The following is a 23,990-nucleotide window of genomic DNA, read 5'->3' on the forward strand; positions in this document are numbered from 1 at the left end:
TTTTAGGGGGAGGGGGCGTGGGGGAGGGACCCTTTTACAAAAGGGTCCCTCCCCCACAAAGCGCTTCCTCTCCTAACTCCAACTTTCAGCGTTGTCGCAGGGCTTCGGCTATGATGGCGGCGTCCTCTTGGGGCCGGGCCTTGAGGCCAAGCTCGGCGTGGCCGCCGGAGCATATGAAGCCTTGCGGCCCCAGTTCGAGAAACCCGGCGGAGAGCACCTGCCCGTAGGGCAGTTGTTCGCGCATGTCGACGTGGTCCACCCGCCGGGGAAAGATAAAGGGCACGGCCTGACCGGAAAAGTCTTCAACTATGAGGTATTTCACGAGGCCTCCTCAGCGGTTCTGGCCTTTGCGCCGGTTTTGCAGGTACTGACGCACGGCCTTGTTATGGTCCGCAAGGTTGGTGGAAAAAACGTGTTCACCGCCGTCGGTGACAGCCACAAAATAGAGAAAATCGTGCTGCTCCGGCTTGATGGCGGCCTTGAGGGCGGCCATGCCGAAGGAGCAGATGGGCCCCGGCGGCAGGCCGGGCCGTTGGTAGGTATTGTACAGGTTGTTGGGGTCATCCAGGTGGGCGCGGCGCAGGTTGCCGTCAAAATTGGGGCCAAGGCCGTAGATGACGGTGGGGTCGGCCTGAAGGATCATGTCGCGGGCGAGGCGGTTCTTGTATACCCCGGCCACGCGCGGGCGCTCGGCGTCAATGGCGGTTTCTTTTTCAACCACCGAGGCAAGGATCATCCAGGTTTTCAGCTGGTCCACAGGGGGCTTGGTTCCGCCGGGCCATACGGGCGCGGCCTTGCGCCAGAAGTTGTCCACCAGCCGTCCGGCCACGCTGCGGGTCTGGGCCATATCCGGCTCATCCCCTTTTTTCAGCAGATAGGTGTCGGGCATAAGAAAGCCCTCGGCCGTGGCAAAGGGAATGCCATAGTGGCGCAGAAAGTCCGGATCCATGATCACTTTACGAAAGTCGTCAAAACGCACGAGGCCCGCTTCTTCCAGCAGTTTGCCCGTCTGCCACCAGGTGAGGCCCTCGGGCAGCGTAATGCGAAAGAGTACGGGCTGGCCGTTGACCAGCATGTCCAGCACCTTTTCTGGCGTCCAGCCGGAATTGAGGGCAAAGCGGCCTGCCTGGAGGCGGCTGTCCCATTCCTTGTAGCGGGCCAGCAGGCGGAACTTGCGGGCATCGGTGATAACGCCCTTTTGTTCAAGGGCCGTGGCCACCTGGGCGAAATGCGCGCCGGGCGTCACGTCAAAAAGCACTTCCTGCCCTTCGCTTTGCGGGGCGGTGTTCAGGAAGGTATGGGCCTCGTAGGCAAGCCAGCCGCCGCCGGCAAGGGCCAGCAGCAACAGCAGTCCAAGCAGGCGAAGAAATGTTTTCATGCGGGACTCCGCTCTTGCGGGGCAAGGGAAAGAAAGGACGAGAGAATACGCACGGCGGCCTGCTGGTCGAGCACGGCCTTGCGCTTACGCATCTTCAGGCCAGCCTCGCGCAGATCCGCCCAGGCTTCTTCCGAACTCAACTCCTCAAGCATATAGTAGAAAGGCAGGGGCACGCGTCGCTTGAGGCGTTGGGTCACGTTGCGTACCTGCCGGGTGATCAGGCTTTCTTCCCCGTCCTGGGTCAGGGGAAGGCCCATCACCACGCCCTGGGCCCCGGTTTCAAGGATTTTTTCCGCCAGGGCGGCCAGAAACAGTTTGCGGTCGGCATAGTCTTGCAGGCGCAGGGTTGCCAGAGGAAAAGCCATGCGCCCGTCAGGGTCTGACACGGCCAGGCCCGTGCGGGCCAGGCCGTAGTCCACACTCACAAACTTCAATTACAGCCCCATTTTCTCGCGCACAAGAACCATGGTCTGGCTTGCGAAGGCGCGGGCGCGTTCATTGCCGTGCGCGAGGATTTCGTCCACCCGCGCCGGGTTGGCGTCCAGAACGGCGCGGCGTTCCTGAAGGGGAGCCAGGAACGTTTCAAGATTCTTGAGAAAAATCTTTTTGCAGTCCACACAGCCCAGGGTGGCCCCGGTGCAGCCCTTGCGAATGTCAGCCTGTTCCTCGGGGCTGCTCAGCAGCACATGGTAGGGGAAGAGGTTACAGACGTCGGGGTTGCCCGGATCGGACTTGCGCAGGCGGGCCTGGTCGGTGAACATGCCGCGCACTTTTTCCTGAATGTCGGCCATGCGGTCGGACAGGAAGATGCCGTTGTTGTAGCTTTTGGACATTTTGCGGCCGTCAAGGCCGGGGCACTTGGCGGCGGGGGTCAGCATGGCCTTGGGTTCGGGCAGAAGCTCGCCGCCATAGAGATAGTTGAAGCGGCGGGCAATCTCGCGCGTCATTTCCATATGGGGCAACTGATCTTCGCCAACGGGCACGCCGTGGGGGCGGTACAGGAGAATGTCGGCCGCCATAAGCACGGGATAGCACAAAAAGCCCGCGTTGCCGAGGTCCTTGTTGCTGATCTGCTGCTGCTGTTCCTTGTAGGTGGGGTTGCGCTCAAGCCACGACACAGGCGTGAACATAGAGAGCAGCAGGGAGAGCTCCGCATGTTCCTTCACTTCGGACTGACGGAAAATAACGCATTTTTCGGGATCAAGGCCAGCGCCCACCCAGTCCTTGACCATCTCGCGGATGTTCTTGCGGATATTGGACGGGTCAGCGTAATCACTGGTGAGGGCGTGCCAGTCGGCCACAAAAAAGTAGGCTTCTTCAGTGTATTGCAGTTCCACCCAGTTCTTCAGCACGCCGAAGTAGTGGCCAAGGTGCAGGGGGCCGGTGGGCCGCATGCCGGAAACAGTGCGCAGTTCTTTGCTCATGTGAGACAGTCCTTATGAAATTACAGAATGCCAAGCAGGGTTAGCAGACCACGGGCGCTGCCGCCCACCAGCGGGCCCAGCACCATGCTCAGCAGGCCGGTGAACAGAAGGCCCAAAAGAATAAGAAAGCCGAAGCGCTCTATGCTCAGATAGCGCAGCGCCGCGTTTAAAGGCAGAAAATAGGCCACAACCTTGCTGCCGTCCAGCGGAGGAATGGGCAGCAGATTGAGCCAGCCCAGGCCGAAGTTGATGACGACCCCTGCCTGCATGGACTTGAGCGCAAAGATGTAGAGGCTGCTGTGCTGCCACTCCACAGGCGGAAAAAAGTTCAGGGTAAGCCGCAGCAGCACGCCGAATATGCCCGCCAGGATAAAGTTGGTCAGCGGCCCGGCCAGGGCCACGAGCATCATGTCCTTGGCGGGATTGCGAAAATAGCGCGGATTAACGGGCACGGGCTTGGCCCAGCCAAAGACAAAGGAGCCGGAAAGGCTCGTGAGGCCGAAGACCAGCAGTCCCGTGGGGTCAATGTGCGGCAGGGGATTGAGGGTCAGGCGTCCCATCATGCGGGCTGTGGGGTCGCCACAGCGCGACGCCACCCACCCGTGGGCCACTTCGTGCAGAATAATGCCCAGTAGAGCGGGCACCGCCGCTATGGACAGCGTGCTCAGGGCTTGTGATATATCTAGATTGAACATTGTTGGCGGGTACCATTTTCCCTGCGGCGGGGCAACAGGTTTTGCCAGCGCCGGTAAGTGTGTGGCCTGCCTCAAAGCTTGCGTCAGGCAGAGTTTCCAGCCTGACGCAGCAGAGCAGGCTGCCCCGGAGGCGGCTTTTGCTGCAGCCTGCCGGGATTGCAGATGATCTTACATGCCCGCCGCATGGCTTGCCGTTGCCTGCAAGAGCTTTTGCCGTGCAGGGCAACGACAGAAAAGCAAGCGTCAGGCGGGCTATCCTGAAGAAGCCACCTTGCGGACAAGCACCTCGTCGCCCGGCCAGATATGCCTGTCAGGCGTGAGCAGCTGGCCGTTGCGGGCCACGAGGGCCGTTTCTTCCGCCAGACCCAGCGCTGCAAGCAGCTGACGCGAGGTTTTGGGCCTGGGCAGGGAGAGGTACTTTTCTTCAGGTTGCAGCAGCACAACGATGCGGGACCCCGTATGTTCGGGCTTGATCACCTGGCAGTGGGCGGGAATCTCCACAGGGGCGCGGAGGGGCCGCTGCTGGTCGTCTTGTGGGGGCGCTTGCATTTCCGTCATGGTTTCTCCTTCTCGGCTCGTGGACTATAAATATTCTTCAAGCAGGGTGCAGGTGTCGCGTATCAGGGGAACGCACACTGTGGTGAACAGCTTTTGCTCCCTGATGGCGGCGAGTTGTTGCGGGTCGGTAAGATCGTGCCCCAGAACTCCCCTGCATTCAAGGCTGCCGTGGGCAGCGGCAAAAGCCGCCATAAAGGCGTCGCGGCGGCCATACAGGTTCTGCTTCTGCTCCCGGCGACATGGCCCGGCGACGCCGTGCGCAAGGCCGATGGCCATGAGCGCCCCGGTGACGCAGCCGCAGGTGTTTGCCTGCCCCATGCCCGAACCAAAGCAGGATGCCAGGCGCAGGGCGTCTTCTTCCGGCACTCCGAACCGCTCCGAAAAATGGCTCAGTACCTGCTGGGCGCAAATGATGCCCATATTGAAACTTTCCTGCACCTCATCAATATCCATCTTTTTGCACACTGGCGACTCCTGCCCGGCGTTATTGGCGCTTTTGGGAAAGCTCTGATTAACGAGCCTTCTGGAAACGCGCTGGTATTTCGTTTGGCGAGGCGCGATCTTTTTTTGAAGCAGGACTGGACTCTTCCGCCCTCGATTGTTTCAAAAAAAGTGAAGCAACGCCGTCAAACGGAATAAATCAGCGTTTCCTTAGGCACTGGCGTAGTAATAAATGATGGTTACAACCGTCATGCTGATCGCACGCAGTCCCTGATTTGCCAGAATGAGGCGCAGGGCCAGGGCAGGACGGAAAAAGCCGGAATATGAAGGCAGCTGATGCCGTATGCCACGCATGGGCGTGGATAAAATATTGCCCACCATCAGGGCCAGCACCACGTCGCGTGGCGAAAGGCCGCCAGTTTGCAGCACGCTGCCCGCCGCGCCAAGGGCAGCGCCAAGTTCCGCCGCGAGGTGCAGCACGATAATGCCCATGGCCTGCGGTTTCAAAAAGGAAAGCCAGGACATGTGCTGCGACAGCCAGTGCTCGGCAACGGCGAAATAGCCGAATTGCTGCAACAGATACATAAGCACGTAGATGGGCGCGGTAAAGTACACAAGTTTGGGCAGGCGGCGCATAAAGCGCTTCCAGGCCTTGCGCAGAGCGGCATTCCAGTCAGTGCGTTCGTCGCTGTCAGCCTTGCAGGCCACACAGCCCTGCGGGGGCGGCGGCAAGATGCGCCGCGCCAGCACCACGGTGAAGGCGGTGCGGCCTACGGCGGCCAGCAGGGTAAGGCCCACGTATATGACGGCGGGCATGCCCAGCACGGGCCAGGTAAGCAGAAAGATGGTGGGCGTGTGCACCATGTAGGCTGGCAGGCTGTTGAAGAGGTTTGCCAGCATGAGTTCCTTGCCGGAAAGCTCGCCCATATTGTGGCTGTCGGATAAAAGGCCGTTGGCCGCCGCAGGGGAGACAAAGGCCAGTGAAAAACTGGCCCCGGCCACTTCACGTAGATGGGCCAGCCGGGCCAGCGGAGCCGCCAGCCGGGCCAGGTGGCGCGTCCAGCGCAGCGCCTCAAGCACATTGGCTATGAGCAGGCCAACGGCCATGCCCATGAGCAGGCGCAAAAGCGGCCAGCCCAGGGCATGCCAGAGCGCGGGCAAAGAAAATGCGGTTTCTGCGGAAAAAGGTTGAACTGGCATGGTGTTGCGGTATTGCGGTTTACGCTGTGTGGGTTAGGGCTTGTAGCCTGTATCCTGGGGCAGGTCGCGCCGACAGGCCTGGGCGCGGGCCAGAACATCACAACGCTCGTTTTCGGGGTGACCGGCGTGCCCCTTGAGCCAATGGAAGGACACCTTGTGCTGCCGCAGGAGCGGGAGCATGCGCTGCCACAAGTCTACATTAAGCACGGGTTTTTTGTCGGATTTGATCCAGTTTTTTTTCACCCATCCCCACAGCCAGCCCTTGCTCACGCTGTCGCATACGTAGCGCGAATCCGTGTACAGATCCACAAGACAGGGGTTTTTGAGCAGGATCAGCGCCTCGATGACGGCCAGCATTTCCATGCGGTTGTTGGTGGTCAGGGCATACCCGCCGGAAAATTCCTTGCGGTAGTCCTCGTCGTCCAGCTTGAGAATGGCCGCCCAGCCGCCGGGGCCAGGATTGCCGAGGCAGGAGCCGTCGGTATGGATGGTCACTTTTTGCATTGCATTCCTTGGCTTGTCTGGCAGCGGCGCAGGGCCTTGCCGCATTTAGGGAAACGCTGATTTATTCCGTTTGGCGTCGTTGCTTCACTTTTTTTGGAACAGTCGAGGACGGAAGAGTCCACTCCTGTTTCAAAAAAAGATCGCGCCTTGCCAAACGAAATACCTGCGCGTTTCCAGGAGGCTCTTAATCAGTGCTTTCTTAACACTTGAAATGTTCGCGTACGGCAGGCAAAGTCTGCCTGTTCGCATTTTGTGGCAAGGATTTTCAGGAAAACCCTTGCAGTGCAGCTAACGCATTTCATTCGTAACCTGCTATAAATCATAGCGAAAAAACAGAAATCAGACGGCCTTGAAACCTTTTGCCCAGGCTTTGCCCGCCCGCTGATCCCGCTCCGCGTTCCTGCTGCCAGGCGGTTCGGGGCCAGGCGCGGCGGCGTGCTGGCATGGCGCTGGCACAGGCACAGCATTTGGCACAGGTGCTGGCGCTCCCATAACCTCGCAAAGTCATGGCTTCCTGGGGTCAGAGAACCCGGCATTGCGGCGCAGCGCCGACACGCGCGCAGCATACACGGCATGGGGATGGTGGGCAATGCGGCTGTCTGCGGCCAATGCGCACAGCCCTCCCGAGCATGGCTTGCGCGACGGGCCTGCAGACCTGAGTCTGAGCCGGGCAAAGCGCTCGCGCAAAAATAAAATGACCGGAGCAAGACTCCGGTCATGGCGCAGGGACGCGGCGGGCAGCCGCCCCATGCGCGCGCTGGTGAGACACGCTCGCCAGCAAGTTTCAGAGGTGGAGCGCATGCGCTCCGAAGTTCCCGCAGGCAAAGGCCGAAGCTTTGTCCGCACCGGGATTACATTAACACTGAAATGCTTCACAGTTCAATGTCATCGTTGTGCCGAAAAATGCGATTTTCCGTAAATCCGGGCTGCGTGAGGGCGTCTGCTCACACAGCCGCCCGCACGATTCTGACTGAAAACACCCCAGAGCAGATATCCTTGAGATGGCGTGCTGCCAGGCAGGCGCTGCCTCTGCCCCTCTCCTCAGATCAGAAAACTCGTTGCCCAATCAAACCACAGTAAGAGTTTTGGGGGGTGGGGGCGTGGGGGAGGGACCCTTTTGCAAAAGGGTTCCTCCCCCACAAAAGCATTTCAGACTGAAAATGGCCTGAGCAATACCTAAGGAAGCACTGATTAACGAGCCTCCTGGAAACGTGCAGTTATTTCGTTTGGCAAGGCGCGATCTTTTTTTGAAGCAGGAGTGGACTCTTCCGTCCTCGACTGTTTCAAAAAAGTGAAGCAACGCCGCCAAACGGAGTAAATCAGCGTTTCCCTAGTAGCGGTAGTGATCCGACTTGTAGGGGCCGTTGACATTGACGTTGATGTAGTCGGCCTGTTCCTGAGTGAGCCTGGTCAGCTTGGCGCCAAGGCGGCCAAGGTGCAGGCGGGCCACTTCTTCGTCCAGTTCCTTGGGCAGGGTATAGACCTTGTTTTCCAGCTTTTCGGTCGCCAGTTTGATCTGGGCCAGGGTCTGGTTGGTGAAGCTGTTGGACATGACAAAGCTGGCGTGGCCAGTGGCGCAGCCCAGGTTGACCAGGCGGCCTTCAGCCAGCACAACGATGCTGCGGCCCGACTTGAGGGTCCACTTGTCCACCTGGGGCTTGATGTTCAGGCGGGTGATGCCGGGCGTGTTTTCAAGGTAAGTCATTTCGATTTCATTATCGAAGTGGCCGATATTGCAAACAATGGCCTCGTCCTTCATGCCTTCCATATGCTTGCCGGTGATGACGTGGTAGTTGCCCGTGCAGGTGACGTAAATGTCGCCATGGGGCAGCGCGTCTTCAATGGTGGTGACTTCATAGCCTTCCATGGCGGCCTGAAGGGCGCAGATGGGGTCGATTTCCGTCACCAGCACGCGCGCGCCAAAGCCGCGCATGGACTGGGCGCAGCCCTTGCCCACGTCGCCGTAGCCGATGACCACAACCACCTTGCCCGCGATCATGACGTCAGTGGCGCGCTTGATGCCGTCTGCCAGGGATTCGCGGCAGCCGTACAGGTTATCGAACTTGGACTTGGTCACGGCGTCATTGACGTTGATGGCCGGGAACAGCAGCTTGCCCGCGGCTTCCAGCTGATAGAGGCGGTGCACGCCGGTGGTGGTTTCTTCCGAAACGCCCTTCATTTTTGCAGCCACCTTGTGCCAGTGCTGCGGATCTTCCTTGAGGCGCAGCTTGAGGCGGTCAAGGATGCACTGCAGTTCCTTGTTGTCGGTCTTTTCGTCAAGGATGGCGGGGTTGTTTTCAGCCTCAACGCCCTTGTGGATAAGCAGGGTAGCGTCGCCGCCGTCGTCCACGATAAGGTCGGGACCGCTGCCGTCGGGCCAGGTAAGCGCCATTTCAGTGCACCACCAGTAGTCCTCAAGGGTTTCGCCCTTCCAGGCAAAAACCTTGGCCATGCCCAGGTCGGCAATGGCGGCGGCGGCGTGGTCCTGCGTGGAGAAAATGTTGCAGGATGCCCAGCGAATGTCCGCGCCCAGGGCGTGCAGGGTCTGGATAAGCATGGCCGTCTGTATGGTCATGTGCAGTGAGCCCGTCACCTTGAAGCCCTTGAGGGGCTTGCTGGGGCCGTATTTTTTGATGCATTCCATAAGGCCGGGAACTTCCCGCTCGGAAAGCTGCATTTCTTTTTTGCCGAAATCTGCCAGGGCCATATCGGCAACTTTGTGCGCCAGGCTCAGGTCAAGAGCTTTGGTCATGATGTCTCCTATCCTTTGAAGTATTTTGATTGCATTGATGATGATCGTGCATGGGGGACGCTGCGCGTCCGCCTCACGTGCGCGGGGGGTGGCTGGCCTCGGCTGTGAGAAGCAGCAGGGTCAGGCCGCGATCCACGGGCTGCCGTGTACAGGACAGCGTGCTGAAGCCCACCGCTTTAAGGTCGGCGGTCAGGCTGTCCTCTTCAAAGCCAAGCCAGCGGTCGCCATAGCGGTTGCGCATGGTTTCGTCGGTATGGCGCAGAAAGTCCGCCACAAAAAGACGGCCGCCGGGCGCCATGATACGGCGTATCTCACGCAGGCCGAGTATGGGGTCGGAAAGATGGTGCAGCACAAGGTTGATGCAGGCGAAATCCGCCTCCTGATCGCGCAAGGGCAGGTGGCTCAGCTCGCCGATGCGCAGCGAAACGCGGTCAGCCGAAAGGTCTTCGGGCGTAAAGCGGCGGCGGCAGATTTCAAGCATGCGCGCGGAGCCGTCCACGCCAATAACTCCCTGGGACAGCGGCAGCATGCGCGCCAGCACGGCCCCTGTGCCGCAGCCGAGGTCCACCGCGGTGCCGCAGTTTTCCGGCACGGCGGCGCACACGGCGGCGGGCAGGTCAAAAGCGCCGAGAACCTCGCGGTTGAGTTCGTCCCAGTCTTCCGCAATGGCGTTGAAGAACTGGCGGGTCTTGAGCGCGCGTTCTTCCAGCATTTGCGCGGCCATGTTCAGGTCTGCCCGCATGGCGGCGTCCGCATGGATAAAGGGGGTAATGGCGCGCAGAAATTCCCGCTCGTCGCCGCTGCGGGGCGCTGCGTAAAACACCCACAGCCCGTCGCGCCGCGAAGTGAGCAGGCCGGCTTCAGTCAGGATTTTAAGATGACGCGATACCCGCGACTGCCCCATGTCCAGAATGCGCACCAGTTCGTTGACCGACAACTCGTAATGCAGCAAAATGTGAACAAGGCGAAGCCGTGTTTCGTCTGAAAGAGCTTTAAAATACAGAAGTGCCATTTGGTTACCTGTAGTAAATCAACTTATGCGGATGCTAATATCAATGTATCTGCATATAGTCAACAAGGGCTGGCCGGGCCTTCGCGGGCCGGTTTCCCCCTATACAGCGTACCTGCCACAGTGGAAAAATTCATGACTCCCAAAGTGTTTCGTAAAAAAAATAAATATGCCGAGCCCGTGGCGGCCGGAGAGGTTATGGCTGCGGTCATGGCCGGGCTCGGCGTGGATGCGGAGCAGGCGCAGGCCAGGAGCCGCCTTGGGCATCTGTGGCAGAACTGGAACATGGTCATGGGCGAGGACCTGGCCCCCCTGGCGCGCCCCCTGGGCCATCACCGGGATATGCTGCTTATCGGCGCGGAAGACGCCATGCTGGCGCAGGAGCTGCACCTCATGAGCGCGGAACTGCTGGAGCGCGTCAATGCCTTTATGGAAACGCCCTTCTTCAATGGCGTGAAGGTTTCGCTGCTTATGGGCAAGCGGGGGCTGGACGTGACGGCCTGCAACCCCTTGCCGGATGAAGACATGGGCTGGCGCGCCCCAAGGGCCGTCATTCCCGATCCTGTGCAGGCGAGCGGCGTGTTTCTGACGGAGATGGCGCCGGATTCACCCGTGGCGCGAGCGTACTCCCGCTTTGTGGAACGCCGGGCCCGCAGTAAAAGCTGAAAGCCGGCACGCGGGCATCCAAGGGCTGGCCTGGCAAGCACTGGACTTGCAAGAGATCATCGGGGCGCAAACCGCAATGCGACAAAAATGTTCCACCACGCGTGTGTGCTCTTTATGCGCTGGCATGCCAAAGCGCTTTGGCATGCTTCTTCCTCCCTTTTTCGTCCCCAGCAAAACGCTATGTTTTTGGCTGCCGTGAGCTTGCCGTCCCCAGAGCGCGTTTCATGAAAAAATCGTGTGAACCGCAAGATTGTTTAAAGAAAATTTAGTTAAAAAATCATTGAATATTAGTATAATAGAATATGCGCTGTTTTTTTCTTCATGCGATTTTGTTGTTTGTTTGCTGCTATTATTGACAACCGTTTGTGTGCAGTGCTAGCTTCCAGAAAGCGTTACCCGCCTACGCACAAATGGCGGGCAAGAGCACGCGGAGGATTGAATGAACGTGCAGAAAATAATGGAAGACATCTGTCTGAAGCACGATAACGGCAGCGACTTAAGTTTTCGTGGCCGACTTTTTTCAGAGTGCTCGTGGTATGACGAAGCACTTGGCACGCTCACCCGTCAAAAGCTTTATGTGACCGACACCAACGATCAGGTGTATTATATCGTGCGTTCCTCTGGGCAGGAGCGTAGCCGTCGCGCATACCGTCTTGCCGTGCGCGGCGATAATTGCATTATTCATAACGGCATGGCCGAAATGTCTTTGCAATTTGATATGCTTATGCTGGCCGTGCGTGGTCTGTGCGGGCTTGAAGCGGGCGCAACGCCGACGCTTTCTATGGTGGAAGAAATGCTCAAGGCTGCTAACGCCTGATTTTCTTCATTTCATGATGTGTAAGGGGCGGTCCTGACGGGCCGCCCTTTTGCGTTTTTGTTGTCAGCGTTGTTATTCTAGAGTTTTTCAATAAACGGCGCAGGGTAAGCCGCATTGCCAGCCTGCGGGGCGTGGTTTTGGCGCAACACGCCTGCGCTTATTGCCAACCAGGCGACCACACAGCTGTTTTGGTGGAATGACCTTGGCTCTGGAGCAAACGGGGCATCTTGGACGACTGCGGTTTTATGTCTCATCTGCTGCAGGTGAGGCGGCAAAAGGCCCTGTGACGCGTGTGGGCGCGGCTTCTGGCGTTTTTTCGTTCGCAAGGCGCGCGTAACGGCAAAACGTATTGTCCTGTGCAGGGCTTTACCGGGGCTTTTCCGGCCGTCACCGCGCGCAGGGGCATTACTGATTGCGCCATGTGGAATGTCTCATTTCTTCGGCCGCCACCGAGCGATGCTCGTGCAGGCCAGGATCACTTTCAGGCTATCCTTGCTTTGGAGGCAGAGACGTTTTTGGGCAGAGATGATTTTAGGCTGAATCTACAATGCCTCGCAGGTGCTGCACGAGCGTGCAACGTCATTGGGCAGCCAGCCCTGTTCAACGGCTGGCTGCCCAAAAAGTAAAGGTTTTAGGGGGAGGGGGTGTGGGGGAGGGGCCCTTTTGCAAAAGGATCCCTCCCCCACAAAATATTTCAAAGCGAACGGCTCTATTCTAGTCCGTTGTCTCCGGCAGGGCCTTTTGCCCGTCGTCGGACGTGGTTTCCGACCGGGGCAGAGGAGTGAAGTAGTTGGTGCCCCAGGTAAGGGCCAGAACAAAAACGGCGGCGAACAGCCCTATGATCGAGCTCCACAACGGCGATGCGGAGAGCGCCAGTCGCATGAGCAGGGTGCCGATGACAAAGCCGGAATTGCGGAATACCGCATGAAAGGCCGGCATATAACGCTGCGCAATGAGCACCATGGTGATGTCGGAAAAAATCAGGATGGTGTACAGGGTTTCAAAGAAGCTCTGGTCGTTGCCTGTGGAGACAAAAAGAATAACATTGCGCACGGCCACGCCCAAAAAAAGAATAAAGAGCACCAGGGCCAGCAGCTTTTTGCTCATGACGTAGCGCATGCGCAGGTTCGGCGACGAGATGAAATGCATATGCCGCCGGGCGATGCGCTTGTACAGGCCAAGGCACATATACACCAGCAGGGCTCCTGCGCCCGATATGGCGATGTAGAGCACGGGCAGCATGTCGTTGGCCACGCTGACGGGCTCTGGCAGGTGGGCCAGTTCCTTGAAGGCGTTGCGCAGCAGAATGAGGGTGAGAATCTCGAACTGTTTGCCCATGGACTGTGAAAGGGAGCTCGGTATGACGAGGATGAGGCCCATAACCTCAAGCACCAGTATGAGCGTAAAAGCCAGGTGGATGGCGTAGAAGTGGTTTTTGGGCGTGACGGATGCCAGCCAGGGGGGCAAGAGGCCGTGGCGGTTCAGCTCAACGCCCAGCAGGGCCAGAAGGTAGACCCACAGGATAAAAAAAGCCACACGCCGCTGGGTGGCGGCACGTTCCCAGGAATGTTGCACCCAATCAAAAGCGTCAGTAAGGGGCTGCAATTTATCTATAAACATGTCTTATCCTACTCCTGCTGAGCAATGCTGCGCCGTAACCGTTTGCGATGAAAAAGCATAGCGACACGCGGCCAAATGTCAAAGCAGGCTTTGCGTCAATCCGGTGAAAGGTTGAAATTTTTTTTATGCTCCGTTCTGGCGGCCATGTCACATTCGGGGCGCTTTTATTGCCCGCCACTTGCCTTCCGCGCGCATTGAACGTAGAAAAAGGGCTTCCCACAAAACCTGCTGTCTGTCATTCTGATGAATTGCCGCAGTGCTCACGAGGTTAAAACGCCATGCCCCATAAGGGTCCGCATATCTCCATCTCTCCCGACTATGTGGTGAATCGCATTTTGCGCATCAATATCGATGACTTTGCCGAATGGCCCGAGTCAGTGCGCAGCCTTGCCATAGCCATTGCCGAAGAGCTTTTTCTGGTCGCCTACAATCCCTTTATTGATGCCGATACGGTGCGCGGCAGCGTGCGCGCGAGCTTTGATAAGGAATCCGTTTCCCTGGCGCACTATTACGCCACGGCCATTGGCGAAGGCATCACCATGTTCTGGTCGGCTCATGAGGCCGAAATGGAGTTCAGGGAAAAGCTCATTGACGCCCTTGGCGACATACTGCCTGCCGAGTGCATTTTGACCAATCCCGGCGCGCTGGTGGAGTCCGCCACCGACGCCACGGACTTGCGCATGGAGCTGCCCCTGCTTGTGGTTGAGCCCGACACTACCGAGCAGGTGGCCGAACTGGTGAAACTGGCCAATGACATGAAGTTTGCCCTGATCCCGCGCGGCGGCGGTTCGGGCATGACGGGCGGGGCCGTGCCCGCGCGCAAGCGTACCCTTATTGTGAGCCTCACCCGCCTTACGAGCGTGGGGCCCATTGATATGAAGGATATGACGGTCACCTGCCAGGCTGGCGCCATAACCCAGACTGTCATAAACGCCGTTGACGCCGCAGGCGCGCTTTATTCCGTGGACCCTGCCTCCAAGCAGGCGTCGTCCATCGGCGGCAATATTTCTGAAAACGCCGGCGGGCCCATGGCCTTTGAATACGGCACCACGCTGGACAACCTTTTGTGGTGGCGCATGGTGACGCCCACCGGCGAAATCATCACCATTGAGCGCGAAAATCACCCGCGCCACAAGATCCTCCCCACAGAAACCGCTATTTTTGTGGTCAAGGACGTGAGCGGCGGCGTGCGCAACGTGGTGCACCTGCGCGGGGACGAAATCCGCCTGCCGGGCCTTGGCAAGGACGTGACCAACAAAGCTTTGGGCGGCCTGCCCGGTATGCAGAAAGAAGGCGTGGACGGCATCATCACCGAAGCCTGTTTTATCGTCCACCCCAAGCCCAAGCACAAGCGCATCATGGTGCTGGAATTTTTTGGGCGGTCAATGCACCCGGCCGCCGTGGTGGTGCGCGAGCTTGTGGCCCTGCGTAACCGTATCCGTGAGGAAGGGGACTACGCCCACCTTTCGGCCATGGAAGAATTCAACGCCAAGTACGTGCAGGCCATTGAATACAAACGCAAGTCCGAGAAGTACGAAGGCTCGCCCATTTCGGTCATCATCCTTCAGGTGGACGGCGACGACCCCTACCTGCTGGACACCTGCGTGGGCGACATCGTCAGCGTGGTGGAGCAGCAGGAAAATGTGGATATCATCGTGGCCGCCGACGACAAGGAAGGCGAGCGCTTCTGGGAAGACCGCCACAAGCTTTCGGCCATAGCCAAACGCACTTCGGGATTCAAGCTCAATGAAGACGTGGTCATTCCTATGGAGCGCATCCCGGATTTCGCGCTCTTTCTTGAGCAGGTCAACCTGGAATGCACGGCTACGGCCTATCGCCACGCGCTTCAGGAAGTGGGGCGGCTGCCCGGCTATCCTATGGAAGACAAGGACTTCAACCGGGAATTTTCGCAGGCCTCCAAGGCTGCCTCGGGCGATGTCTCCGCCGCCGACGTGTCGGATATGGAACTGGCCGAGCGAGCGGATGCTTTTCTGGCCGTCCTGAAAGAAAAATATCCACATCTGGCCAAGAAGATAACCAAAATTCAGGGGTACATGAACGCCAGCCGCATTGTGGTTGCCAGCCACATGCACGCTGGCGACGGCAACTGCCATGTGAACATTCCCGTGAACTCCAATGACGCCCAGATGCTGGAAGAGGCCGAAGAAGTGGCCGCCCGCGTCATGGCCGAATGCCAGGAAATGGGCGGCGAAGTTTCGGGCGAGCACGGCATTGGCATCACCAAGATCGCCTTTTTCAGCAAGGATAAAATGGACGCCCTGCGCGCCTTCAAGGAGCGCGTGGACCCCCGCGATGTCATGAATCCTGCCAAGCTGGTCTTCCGCGACCTGCCCGTGCGCCCCTTTACCTTCTCGTTCAACCGCCTTATCAGCGATATTCGTGAAAGCGGCCTGCCGGATAAGGACAAGCTTATCCACCTGCTTACGTCCATTCAGGTCTGCACGCGCTGCGGCAAGTGCAAGCAGGTCTGCTCCATGTGCTATCCCGAGCGCTCCATGCAGTACCACCCGCGCAACAAAAACATGGTGCTGGGTATGCTGCTGGAGGCCGTGTACTATTCGCAGGTCAACAAGGGCCGCATCGACGAGCGCCTGCTCAAGTGGATGCGCGATCTGGTGGAACACTGCACGGCCTGTGGCCGCTGCATGGCCAGCTGCCCGGTGAAGATCCCCTCCGGCGAGGTGGCTTTGACCCTGCGTGCCCTGCTGGAGCACGAGGGCGCGGGCGGTCACCCCATCAAGGCGCGCGCGCTGGAATGGCTCGGACGCGATATTGCCCACCGTGCGCCCAAGGCCGCCAAGATGGCCTCTCTGGGCCAGAAGATGCAGAACAAGTTTCTTGGCTTTGTGCCTGAGGTGTGGAAGCGCCGCATGCAGAGCCCGCTTTTTTCCGGGCGCGGCCCCAAGATGGGCTACACCAACCTTTATGAATCCCTCAAGCTGCACAGGGGCGCTGTTTTCGCGCCAGCCGAGCCCACGCCCGGCATGCCGCTGGTGCTGTACTTCCCCGGTTGCGGCGGCGCGCTCTTCTATGACCGCATAGGCGTTTCGTCCATAATGCTCTTGCTCAAGGCCGGGTTTGCCGTGGCCGTGCCCCCAAGGCATATGTGCTGTGGATTCCCTCTGCTGGCGGCTGGCATGGATACGGCCTTTGAAGACAACATGGCCCAGAACCGTCAGTATCTGGCCTCCATGTTGCGTAACCTGGCCAAGCAGGGTTTTGACTGCAAGTATCTGGTTACGGCTTGCGGCTCCTGCCGCGACGGACTGGAACGGATGAACCTTCAGGCCCAGTTCCCTGATCTTATCATGCGCGACGTGGCCCAGCTCACGCTGCCCCTGCTTTCTTCGGACAGCCTGAGCGCCCCGCTGCCCGAAGGCTCCAGGCTGCTCTATCACGGGGCCTGCCATTGCGAGTGGGCCGACGTGCACAAGGTCAAGGGGCAGAAGCAGGTTGCGCGCGCCCTGGGCGACTTTACCGGAGCCGACGTTACGCTCAGCCCCGGTTGCTGCGGCGAATCCGGCATGGGCGCCATGACCTCGCCCCAGATATATAACCTGTTGCGTTCACGTAAGCAGAGACGGCTTGGCGAAGCTATGGGCGACGACTATACCGGCCCTGTTGTCGTGGGTTGCCCCTCGTGCAAGATCGGTATTGCCCGCTGTCTCATCAACATGCATGACAAGCATTCTGTGCTGCATGTGGCTGAATGGCTGGCTGGCCTTATTGACGGCGAGGACCGCAGGCAGAGCTTCCGTAAAAAGGTCAATGAAACCCGTGGAGATGTGCGGGTTGTCAATGTAAAATAGGTGGTTGTATGGCGCATTGCGGTATTGCGTAATGCGGTCTGACTGAAGTGGAAACAAAACAAACGCCGTTCCAGTGTATAGGGGCGGCGTTTGTTTTTGTTTGAATGGCGGCATAGCCGGAATTTTGTGATGATGTCTCAGTAGCGTGGCCAGAATCATTGAATTATTGAATCATGTCTTCGTAATGCCGGCTTGCAGTTAATATTTTCATGTGGGCCGCCTGCGCGACGGGCGAGGCTGGAATTTTGTGAACATGTCAGGGTAATACGGGGGCCTGTCTGATTATTTTAACTTGGGCCGCTTGCGCGGCGGGCGGCAGAAGGGGCCTGTTAGGGGCTGCGCCCCTCCGAGGCCCCCTCTGCACTCCCCCCGGACCACCCCCTTGCGGCTTTCCCGTTTCCGACATCCCGCGAGGGCTGCGCGGCTACTGCTGCGGGAGCTTCCTCGCTGCGCTCGGCGATCTCCCTCCGCGCCGCGCAATGCCCTCAACGTGCGGGTTCCAGGCGCCCTCCAAATCAAGTTGGTCTGGCGGCTGCGCAAGCAGGCATTCGCAGTGAAAATGCAGGTTGAATTCCCGTACGATTAAGGTTCCGAAAGCGCGTTCACCGAATTTTTTGAGCCTATCTTTGCAACCCCAGCCAGCCTGCCTGTCTTCATTTGGCCGCCTGCGCGGCGGCAGTAGAAGGGGGCTTGCAGAGCAATTTTATATTGAAATTGCTCTGACGACTGCGTAAGCAGGCGTCGCCGCAAAGGCGTAAGCGCAGTTTACCAGCGCCGGGAATAGCCGGAGTTTCCCAAAGGATGACTTCAAAACCTTGTTCGCTATATGCAAGTATGATATAAATAAAATGAACAAGCTGGGTAACCTAACCGGGAATTAGTCATGACTTCAGAATCACAAGGCATACAGTCGCTTGAAATTGCATTTTCAATAATCGACGGTTTTCTTTCTGCGGGCAAGCCTTTGGGATTAAGCGCAGCTGCTGAAAAATTCAATATGCCGCGAAGTAAACTGCATAAATACTTGGTAAGTTTGGTTCGGCTCGGAGTCCTCCGTCAAGGGCCTGATGACTCGCGTTATGCGCTCGGCCCCAAACTGCTTGAATGCGGGTTTGGCATTCTGAGTGAAATTGACATTGTAAGCCTCTGTGAGCCAGAGCTTCACTATTTGCGTAATGAATGTGAAGAAGCTGCTGCCCTCGCTGTCTGGATGCCAAATGGCCCGATGATCGTTCGTTATCTGCGGAGCAGGCATCCTGTTGCTATGGACATGCACGTCGGTTTTTATGCTCCTCTTATGACGAGCGCAGCCGGAAAGTGCTTCGCCGCGCATCTCCCGCTGCAAGCCTATAAACGCCTTCTCCTGAAAGAAATTGATGAAGGCGTTGATTACGATTCGTTCGCAAGTGAATTAGAAAAGATTAAGGACTGCGGATTTGCCACAAGAACTGAATTGCTTACAACAATCCCCGGTTCACGGTCTATTGCGTGTCCTGTTTTTTACGGTACAGGCGCTATCGCTGGGGTGATTCTTTTAATTGGCTTTGAAACAAAGCCCCCTGAATTCCCGGAGAAAAAATACATTACTGACCTTCAACAAGCCGCGCTGCGCGTTTCGCAGCGACTGGGATTTCACGCGACTGAATAGCATTCTACACTTAATACCTTAATAATATTTAAAAATCCCCACCGAATCTTTCGGTGGGGATTTTTTTGGGTCAGAACTTTTTCGCTAATAGTGAATTCGTGACCTAAAAAGGGAATTTCTGTTGTTGGTGCATTTCTTTTTATTATATCGTTTTCCTCAATGGCGTCATGGAGAGGTTCCTGCTGGCGACAAGCGCCGGAAGGTCGCCATTGGTAAAGAAATGTCCCAAACAGAGAGGAAGTCATGGGGAGAAAAGAATCTGAAGGCAACATTATCAAGTATTACGGCTGGTCATCAATTGTGATCACATCGGAAAAGGGAGGTGATTTAACTTTTGACCCATTTTTCTCCGAGGACTACGGCACACATTGGTCAGAGTTAAGTGATTATGGGAACGTTAGCGTTATCTGTGTAAGCCACGGGCATCATGAGCATTATACAGATGCCTACAAAGTCGCTTCAAGAACTGGAGCCATGATTGTTGCCCCGCCGCGAGTGTGTCAGCACCTTCACTCGCATTTCGCCGTTCCCAAGGAACAGCTGACGCCTTTGAAACCAGGCGACACGGTAACCGTGAACGGCTACAGCATCACCGCCTTCCCCTGGTATCACCGGAAAATCAATTATTTCAAATTCTTCACAGGCAGATTTTTTACTGGCTGCCGTTTTGTTTTTACCAACCTTCTGCACACGCCTCTTGATACCCCTTTCAGCGGCTTCATGGTCGTGACCCCCGAAGGGACACGCATTTTGAATCTTTCTGAGGGCATGAACGACAAGATGCCTTCTGCAGAAGTTGCGGCTCTCAGGGAACAGCACAAGCCCGACGTCGTAATCGGCGGCTATCAGCTTCAGTTTGAACGGGAAGTTGCGCGCTGCTTCAAGGAAAGTGGAGCACCCAAGGGGATACTGTACCACCCGCATGAAAAATTGTTCGGGCTGATGAAACTGTATTCCACGCCTGTTGAAACCGTAAAACAGCGGATCAAGGAAGTAGCCCCCGAAATGCAAATTTTCGCTCCCCCCCCGCGTGGAGAAGTATTTGTCCAAAAAGAGGCATCCGAAATGGAGGAGAAAAAGCCAGACGCCGAAGTTGCTTAACATTACCCAACCCGCATCTCGCCGGAAAATGCTCTTCAGTTAGTGTTTTTTCTAGTGAGGGAATCTATCAACGGATTGAGAAATGGAGATTTTATGAATGACACTTCTCTTGCTTCGTCGGACGCCTCAGTTGCGGATGCACAAAAAGAATTTTCACCCTCAGAGTTCAAAACAGTTGTAACAGCCAGCTCAATTGGCACCATGGTCGAATGGTATGATTTTACCATTTACGGCACGGCAAGTGCGCTGGTTTTCAATAAAATTTTCTTCCCCGCCATTGATCCCTTTCTGGGGACCATTGCCGCTTTTGGTTCCGCTGCTGTCGGTTTATTTGCAAGGCCCTTCGGCGGCGCCATTTTCGGTCATTTCGGGGATAAGCTCGGGCGTAAAAATATGCTCATGGCCACCATGATGATCATGGGTATAGGAACGTTCTGTATCGGGCTTTTGCCCGATTACAATACAATCGGCATATGGGCTCCGATTTTGCTTGTAATATTGCGCATTTTGCAGGGTATCGGAATCGGTGGAGAATGGGGCGGAGCCGCGCTTATGGTTATTGAAAGCGCCCCACAGAAAAAACGTGGGTTTTTCGGCTCTTTTGTTCAGTTCGGGTACCCGCTGGGCCTGTTGCTGTCCACAATAATCTTTTCACTCGTATCTCTGCTGCCGGAAGAGCAGTTTTTGAAGTGGGGATGGAGAATTCCGTTCATACTCAGCATTGCTCTGGTTTCTCTCGGCATGTTCATTCGGTCTAAAGTGCGCGAATCTCCTGTATTTGCCAAAGCCAAAGCGCAAAAAAAGCTGGTGAAACAGCCGGTGATAGAGGTTTTCAAACAACACCCCAAAGAATTTTTCAGCGCTATTGGGCTAAAAGCTTCCGAAGTTTCCTGGATTTACGTCTTGACGATTTTCATCGTGGCATATGTCTCGAACACGCTCAATCTTCCTAAAAGCGTTGCCCTTAACGGCGTTCTCCTGGGGGCGTGCTTAGAACTGTTTACCTTGCCGTTCTTTGGCTGGCTTTCTGACAAAATTGGACGGCGAATTCTGTATATCACGGGCGCTGTTGCAAGCATTATTTGTGCGTATCCCCTGTTTATCCTTGTGGGCAGTGGAGACAGCCTCACCATCATGCTCGCGATCGCCCTGTTCATGAACATCTGCCATGCGCCTATGTATGGGCCGCAAGCGGCGTATTTTCCCGAACTCTTTGGAACGAGCGTCCGCATGTCCGGGGCATCTTTCGGCGTACAGGTCGCTGCCGCAGTATTTGGCGGCTTGTCCCCCATTATCTGCGCAGTTTTGCTGAAAGTTTTGGACGGCTCCAATGGGATTTCCGTGTATCTGATCAGTCTGGCTGTAGTGACGCTTATCAGCGCCATTTTGACCCGAGAAACCAAGGGAGAAAATTTGTAAAGCAGCGTTTGAGAGCCCTTCATGCGTTAAAGTACTCCAAAACTCCTTGGCGCATGGGGGCTTAAACAGCCTATCTACTCATAAAAAGGCACAGCCTGATGGAGAGCAGTAATGAAATTCGGGATACTTCTTTTTGATGGCGTTGAGCCCATTGACCTTGCAGCTCTTGGGGCGCTTTCCATTGCCAAGCGTTTCGAGCCCACCATTGAAACGTGTGTGATATCAACGGGTGAACACAACAAGGTAACGCTGGCATGCAATGTAAAAATTGACGCCGAGTTTACAATAAAAGACGCGCCGGAGTGTGATGTCTACCTGATTGCAGGCGGTCCAACTTGGAAGGAAGAAATACAGCGTGAGCAAACGCTCGAATTTATACGGAGCAAAAGTCGTTCCGCAATATTGGGTGCAGCTTGTATGGGGGTGACGCTTCTTGCAGCCGCCGGTGTACTCGACAACAAGAAAGCTACACTGCGGAACCAGACGTCTGGAACGGAAGAAAACCCTATTGAATATGTAAAAAGGCAGTGGCCAGCCACTGACCCTGTGGTTGCCCATATCGTCGATCAAGGGCGGATTGTTACCGGAGGCGGAGGGGTCTTGAACCTCGATGTCGCGCTTTACTTGCTGGAAAGATTGTACTCCAAGGAACTGGCCCAGAATACAGGCAGAATTTTGGAGTACAACGAGGCTTATATGGCTAACGCCGATCGCCTGGGCATCCTCAAATAACAGCAAATCCCATTCATGACATGGTTTTCGGCGCATATATGCAGCGAACAGCTTTGTTCGACAGTTTTTAGCTAACAAAAAGAATAAGAAAGGGAACAAAATGCATACCAAAATACACAGTGATAAAGCGCCTGCGGCGCTTGGTCCGTATTCACAGGGCATCAGCACAACCAACCGGCTTTACATTTCAGGACAGCTCGGCGTTGACGCCGCAACCGGAAAAATGCCGGATGAATTCGCGGAACAGGCTGCATTGGTGATGCGTAATATAGGCTTTATCCTCGCCGAAGCCGGGTTCGAATTCAAAGATATCGTAAAAACGACAATCTTTCTTTCGAGCATGGAGAACTTTGGCGTTATCAATGAAATATACGGCGCATATTTTACCGAACACAAACCGGCGCGTTCGTGCTTCGAAGTCGGACGCCTTCCCAAAGATGCAAAGGTTGAAATTGAGGTGATTGCTGAAAAATAACGCTGCAATTTTGGCCCAGAAGTTTTGCGTCTCATTGAGCAGCACGAAGATGCGCCGTTTAATGTAGACAATCAGAAAACTTATTGAGCGAAACTAAAAATAATAAAGGTTTTAGGGGGTGGGGGAGGCCCTTTTGCAAAAGGATCCCTCCCCCACAAAGCCATTTCCTTTGCCAAGCTCGTGCGCCTGCATCCACATGTTTTTGTCCCTCTCCCCTCAAAGCCTTTCCCTCCCCCCACAAAGCATTTGCGGGGGAGGCGCTTTGGCACAATGCTCAAAGCGTCCCCCCCGCGGTCAGGAGCAGGTATTTGGAGTTATTTTTTGGCGCAGCGGCCAGCGTGGCTGTTGCTGCCAGCTTCGGTTTCAGTAAGGGGTTTGCTCACCGGGTGGGCGTCAAAGTGGGCCATGGCGCGTTTGATGTCTTCAATAAGCAGGTTGCCCAAATCGCGGCTGAATCCGTGGCGGACCAGTACGCGCATGACCACAAGGTCTTCGCGGTGTGCGGGCATGGAGTAGGCGGGAACCTGCCAGCCGCGCGAGCGCAGGCGGTCGGAGAGGTCATACAGGGTGTAGTTGACCTTTGCCTTGGGTTTGAAGGCCCAGCACAGGGCGGGGATGCCGCCGCGCCCGTTGTACAGAACCTCAAAGGGGCCAAGCTTGCCGATGGCCTCGCCGAGGTAGCGCGCCGTGTCGTAGCAGTTCTGGTGAATGCGGCGGTATCCCTCCTTGCCGAGCCGCAGGAAGTTGTAATACTGGGCGATGATCTGCCCGCCGGGGCGGGAGAAGTTGAGGGCAAATGTGGGCATGTTGCCGCCAAGATAGTTCACATTGAAAATGAGGTCTTCGGGCAGGTCGGTTTTTTCGCGCCACACGACCCAGCCCACGCCCAGAGGCGCAAGGCCGAACTTGTGGCCGGACGCGTTGATGGACTTGACTCTGGGCAGGCGGAAATCCCAGCGCAGGTCGGGCTCGATGAAGGGCGCGAGAAACCCGCCACTGGCTCCGTCAACGTGGATGGGAATGTTCCATCCCTTGCTTTTCTGCAATTTGTCCAGCGCCTTGCTCACTTGCTCCACGGGCTCGTACTGGCCGGTAAAGGTCACGCCAAGGGTGGGCACAACGCCTATGGTGTTTTCGTCGCAGCGTTTGATGACTTCGTCCGCGTTCATGATGAGGCGGTTTTTTTCCATCGGGATTTCACGCAGTTCCACATCCCAGTAGCGGGCGAACTTTTCCCAGCAAACCTGCACGGGGCCGCAAACCATGTTGGGCTTGTCGTAGGGTTTGCCTGCGGCCTTGCGCATGTTGACCCAACGGCGCTTCATTGAAAGACCGCCGAGCATGGCGGCTTCGCTGGAGCCGGTGGTGGAGCAGCCAAGGGTGCCCTTGGGATCGGGGGAGTTCCACAAGGCGGCCAGCATATGCACGCAGCGTGTTTCTGTCTCGGCAGTCTGCGGGTACTCATCCTTGTCGATCATGTTCTTGTCAACGCATTCGGCCATGATCTGATTGATTTCGGGGTCTACCCAGGTCTGGCAGAATGTGGCCAGGTTCTGGCGCGAATTCCCGTCCAGCATAAGTTCGTCGTGAATGGCCTGATATACGTCGCGGGGGCGACTCTCATTCTTGGGCATCTCGTAGCGCGGCATGGCATTGGCCATATCTGACGCGGCGTAGGTGTCGTCAAGCACGGTATTACGCAAGGTACTCTTTGCAATCAT

At 56.7% G+C, this 23,990-nt stretch carries 21 protein-coding genes; 8 read left to right on the plus strand and 13 right to left on the minus strand.

The window, feature by feature from the left end:
* Positions 1-85: 85 nt before the first annotated feature.
* From BCS36_RS02850 to BCS36_RS02900, 11 genes are all read right to left on the minus strand, one after another.
* The gene (locus BCS36_RS02850; protein WP_179980360.1) at positions 86-322 is read right to left on the minus strand and encodes a hypothetical protein; all 237 of its coding nucleotides are present in this window, start codon (positions 320-322) and stop codon (positions 86-88) included.
* Between the two features lie 9 nt (positions 323-331).
* Positions 332-1,378: an endolytic transglycosylase MltG gene (mltG, locus tag BCS36_RS02855; protein ID WP_291301415.1), complete on the minus strand. Its 1,047-nt coding sequence runs from the start codon at positions 1,376-1,378 to the stop codon at positions 332-334.
* Positions 1,375-1,812 (minus strand): Holliday junction resolvase RuvX, encoded by a 438-nt coding sequence (ruvX, locus tag BCS36_RS02860; RefSeq protein WP_291301416.1) that lies wholly within the window; start codon positions 1,810-1,812, stop codon positions 1,375-1,377. Before ruvX ends, mltG begins: the two co-directional genes overlap by 4 nt.
* Positions 1,813-2,802 (minus strand): tryptophan--tRNA ligase, encoded by a 990-nt coding sequence (gene trpS, locus BCS36_RS02865; RefSeq protein ID WP_291301417.1) that lies wholly within the window; start codon positions 2,800-2,802, stop codon positions 1,813-1,815.
* A 20-nt stretch (positions 2,803-2,822) separates the two neighbouring features.
* Complete coding sequence (locus tag BCS36_RS02870) at positions 2,823-3,497, minus strand: site-2 protease family protein (RefSeq protein ID WP_291301418.1); 675 nt, start codon at positions 3,495-3,497, stop codon at positions 2,823-2,825.
* A 252-nt stretch (positions 3,498-3,749) separates the two neighbouring features.
* Complete coding sequence (locus tag BCS36_RS02875) at positions 3,750-4,055, minus strand: hypothetical protein (RefSeq protein ID WP_291301468.1); 306 nt, start codon at positions 4,053-4,055, stop codon at positions 3,750-3,752.
* A gap of 24 nt (positions 4,056-4,079) precedes the next feature.
* Entirely contained in the window at positions 4,080-4,520 is a 441-nt protein-coding gene (locus BCS36_RS02880) for a C-GCAxxG-C-C family protein (RefSeq protein WP_291301419.1), read from the minus strand.
* 186 nt (positions 4,521-4,706) lie between these two features.
* On the minus strand, positions 4,707-5,696 hold the full coding sequence (locus BCS36_RS02885; RefSeq protein WP_291301420.1) for a hypothetical protein: 990 nt from the start codon (positions 5,694-5,696) through the stop codon (positions 4,707-4,709).
* Positions 5,697-5,729: 33 nt separating this feature from the next.
* Positions 5,730-6,200, minus strand: a complete 471-nt coding sequence (gene rnhA / locus BCS36_RS02890) for a ribonuclease HI (RefSeq protein WP_291301421.1) — start codon at positions 6,198-6,200, stop codon at positions 5,730-5,732.
* Between the two features lie 1,330 nt (positions 6,201-7,530).
* A complete protein-coding gene (gene ahcY, locus BCS36_RS02895; RefSeq protein ID WP_291301422.1) occupies positions 7,531-8,952 on the minus strand; it encodes an adenosylhomocysteinase in 1,422 nt (473 codons plus the stop codon).
* 73 nt (positions 8,953-9,025) lie between these two features.
* A complete protein-coding gene (locus BCS36_RS02900) occupies positions 9,026-9,964 on the minus strand; it encodes a metalloregulator ArsR/SmtB family transcription factor (RefSeq protein ID WP_291301423.1) in 939 nt (312 codons plus the stop codon).
* A 132-nt stretch (positions 9,965-10,096) separates the two neighbouring features.
* On the opposite strand from BCS36_RS02900, the gene BCS36_RS02905 reads away from it, so the two are divergent.
* Both BCS36_RS02905 and BCS36_RS02910 read left to right on the plus strand, forming a co-directional pair.
* A complete protein-coding gene (locus BCS36_RS02905; RefSeq protein ID WP_291301424.1) occupies positions 10,097-10,627 on the plus strand; it encodes a DUF721 domain-containing protein in 531 nt (176 codons plus the stop codon).
* Between the two features lie 439 nt (positions 10,628-11,066).
* The gene (locus BCS36_RS02910; protein WP_291301425.1) at positions 11,067-11,444 is read left to right on the plus strand and encodes a hypothetical protein; all 378 of its coding nucleotides are present in this window, start codon (positions 11,067-11,069) and stop codon (positions 11,442-11,444) included.
* 714 nt (positions 11,445-12,158) lie between these two features.
* Here the strand turns inward: BCS36_RS02910 and BCS36_RS02915 are convergent.
* Positions 12,159-13,064, minus strand: coding sequence for a hypothetical protein (locus BCS36_RS02915; RefSeq protein WP_291301426.1), 906 nt, complete (start codon positions 13,062-13,064; stop codon positions 12,159-12,161).
* Between the two features lie 278 nt (positions 13,065-13,342).
* Here BCS36_RS02915 and BCS36_RS02920 point away from each other — a divergent pair, with 278 nt between their 5' ends.
* The 6 genes from BCS36_RS02920 (at position 13,343) to BCS36_RS02945 (ending at position 22,269) form a co-directional block, all read left to right on the plus strand.
* Entirely contained in the window at positions 13,343-16,894 is a 3,552-nt protein-coding gene (locus BCS36_RS02920) for an FAD-binding and (Fe-S)-binding domain-containing protein (protein ID WP_291301427.1), read from the plus strand.
* A gap of 883 nt (positions 16,895-17,777) precedes the next feature.
* Positions 17,778-18,542 (plus strand): IclR family transcriptional regulator, encoded by a 765-nt coding sequence (locus BCS36_RS02925; RefSeq protein WP_291301428.1) that lies wholly within the window; start codon positions 17,778-17,780, stop codon positions 18,540-18,542.
* A gap of 243 nt (positions 18,543-18,785) precedes the next feature.
* Positions 18,786-19,643, plus strand: a complete 858-nt coding sequence (locus tag BCS36_RS02930; RefSeq protein ID WP_291301429.1) for an MBL fold metallo-hydrolase — start codon at positions 18,786-18,788, stop codon at positions 19,641-19,643.
* A gap of 93 nt (positions 19,644-19,736) precedes the next feature.
* The gene (locus BCS36_RS02935; protein WP_291301430.1) at positions 19,737-21,062 is read left to right on the plus strand and encodes an MFS transporter; all 1,326 of its coding nucleotides are present in this window, start codon (positions 19,737-19,739) and stop codon (positions 21,060-21,062) included.
* A 111-nt stretch (positions 21,063-21,173) separates the two neighbouring features.
* On the plus strand, positions 21,174-21,794 hold the full coding sequence (locus BCS36_RS02940) for a DJ-1/PfpI family protein (RefSeq protein WP_291301431.1): 621 nt from the start codon (positions 21,174-21,176) through the stop codon (positions 21,792-21,794).
* A gap of 100 nt (positions 21,795-21,894) precedes the next feature.
* A complete protein-coding gene (locus tag BCS36_RS02945; protein WP_291301432.1) occupies positions 21,895-22,269 on the plus strand; it encodes a RidA family protein in 375 nt (124 codons plus the stop codon).
* Between the two features lie 314 nt (positions 22,270-22,583).
* Here the strand turns inward: BCS36_RS02945 and BCS36_RS02950 are convergent, their stop codons facing one another.
* Positions 22,584-23,990 carry a glutamate decarboxylase gene (locus BCS36_RS02950; protein WP_291301433.1) on the minus strand — a complete coding sequence of 469 codons (1,407 nt, stop codon included), beginning with the start codon at positions 23,988-23,990 and terminating at the stop codon, positions 22,584-22,586.

Source organism: Desulfovibrio sp. MES5, from assembly GCF_002237645.1.
Taxonomy (GTDB): domain Bacteria; phylum Desulfobacterota; class Desulfovibrionia; order Desulfovibrionales; family Desulfovibrionaceae; genus Desulfovibrio.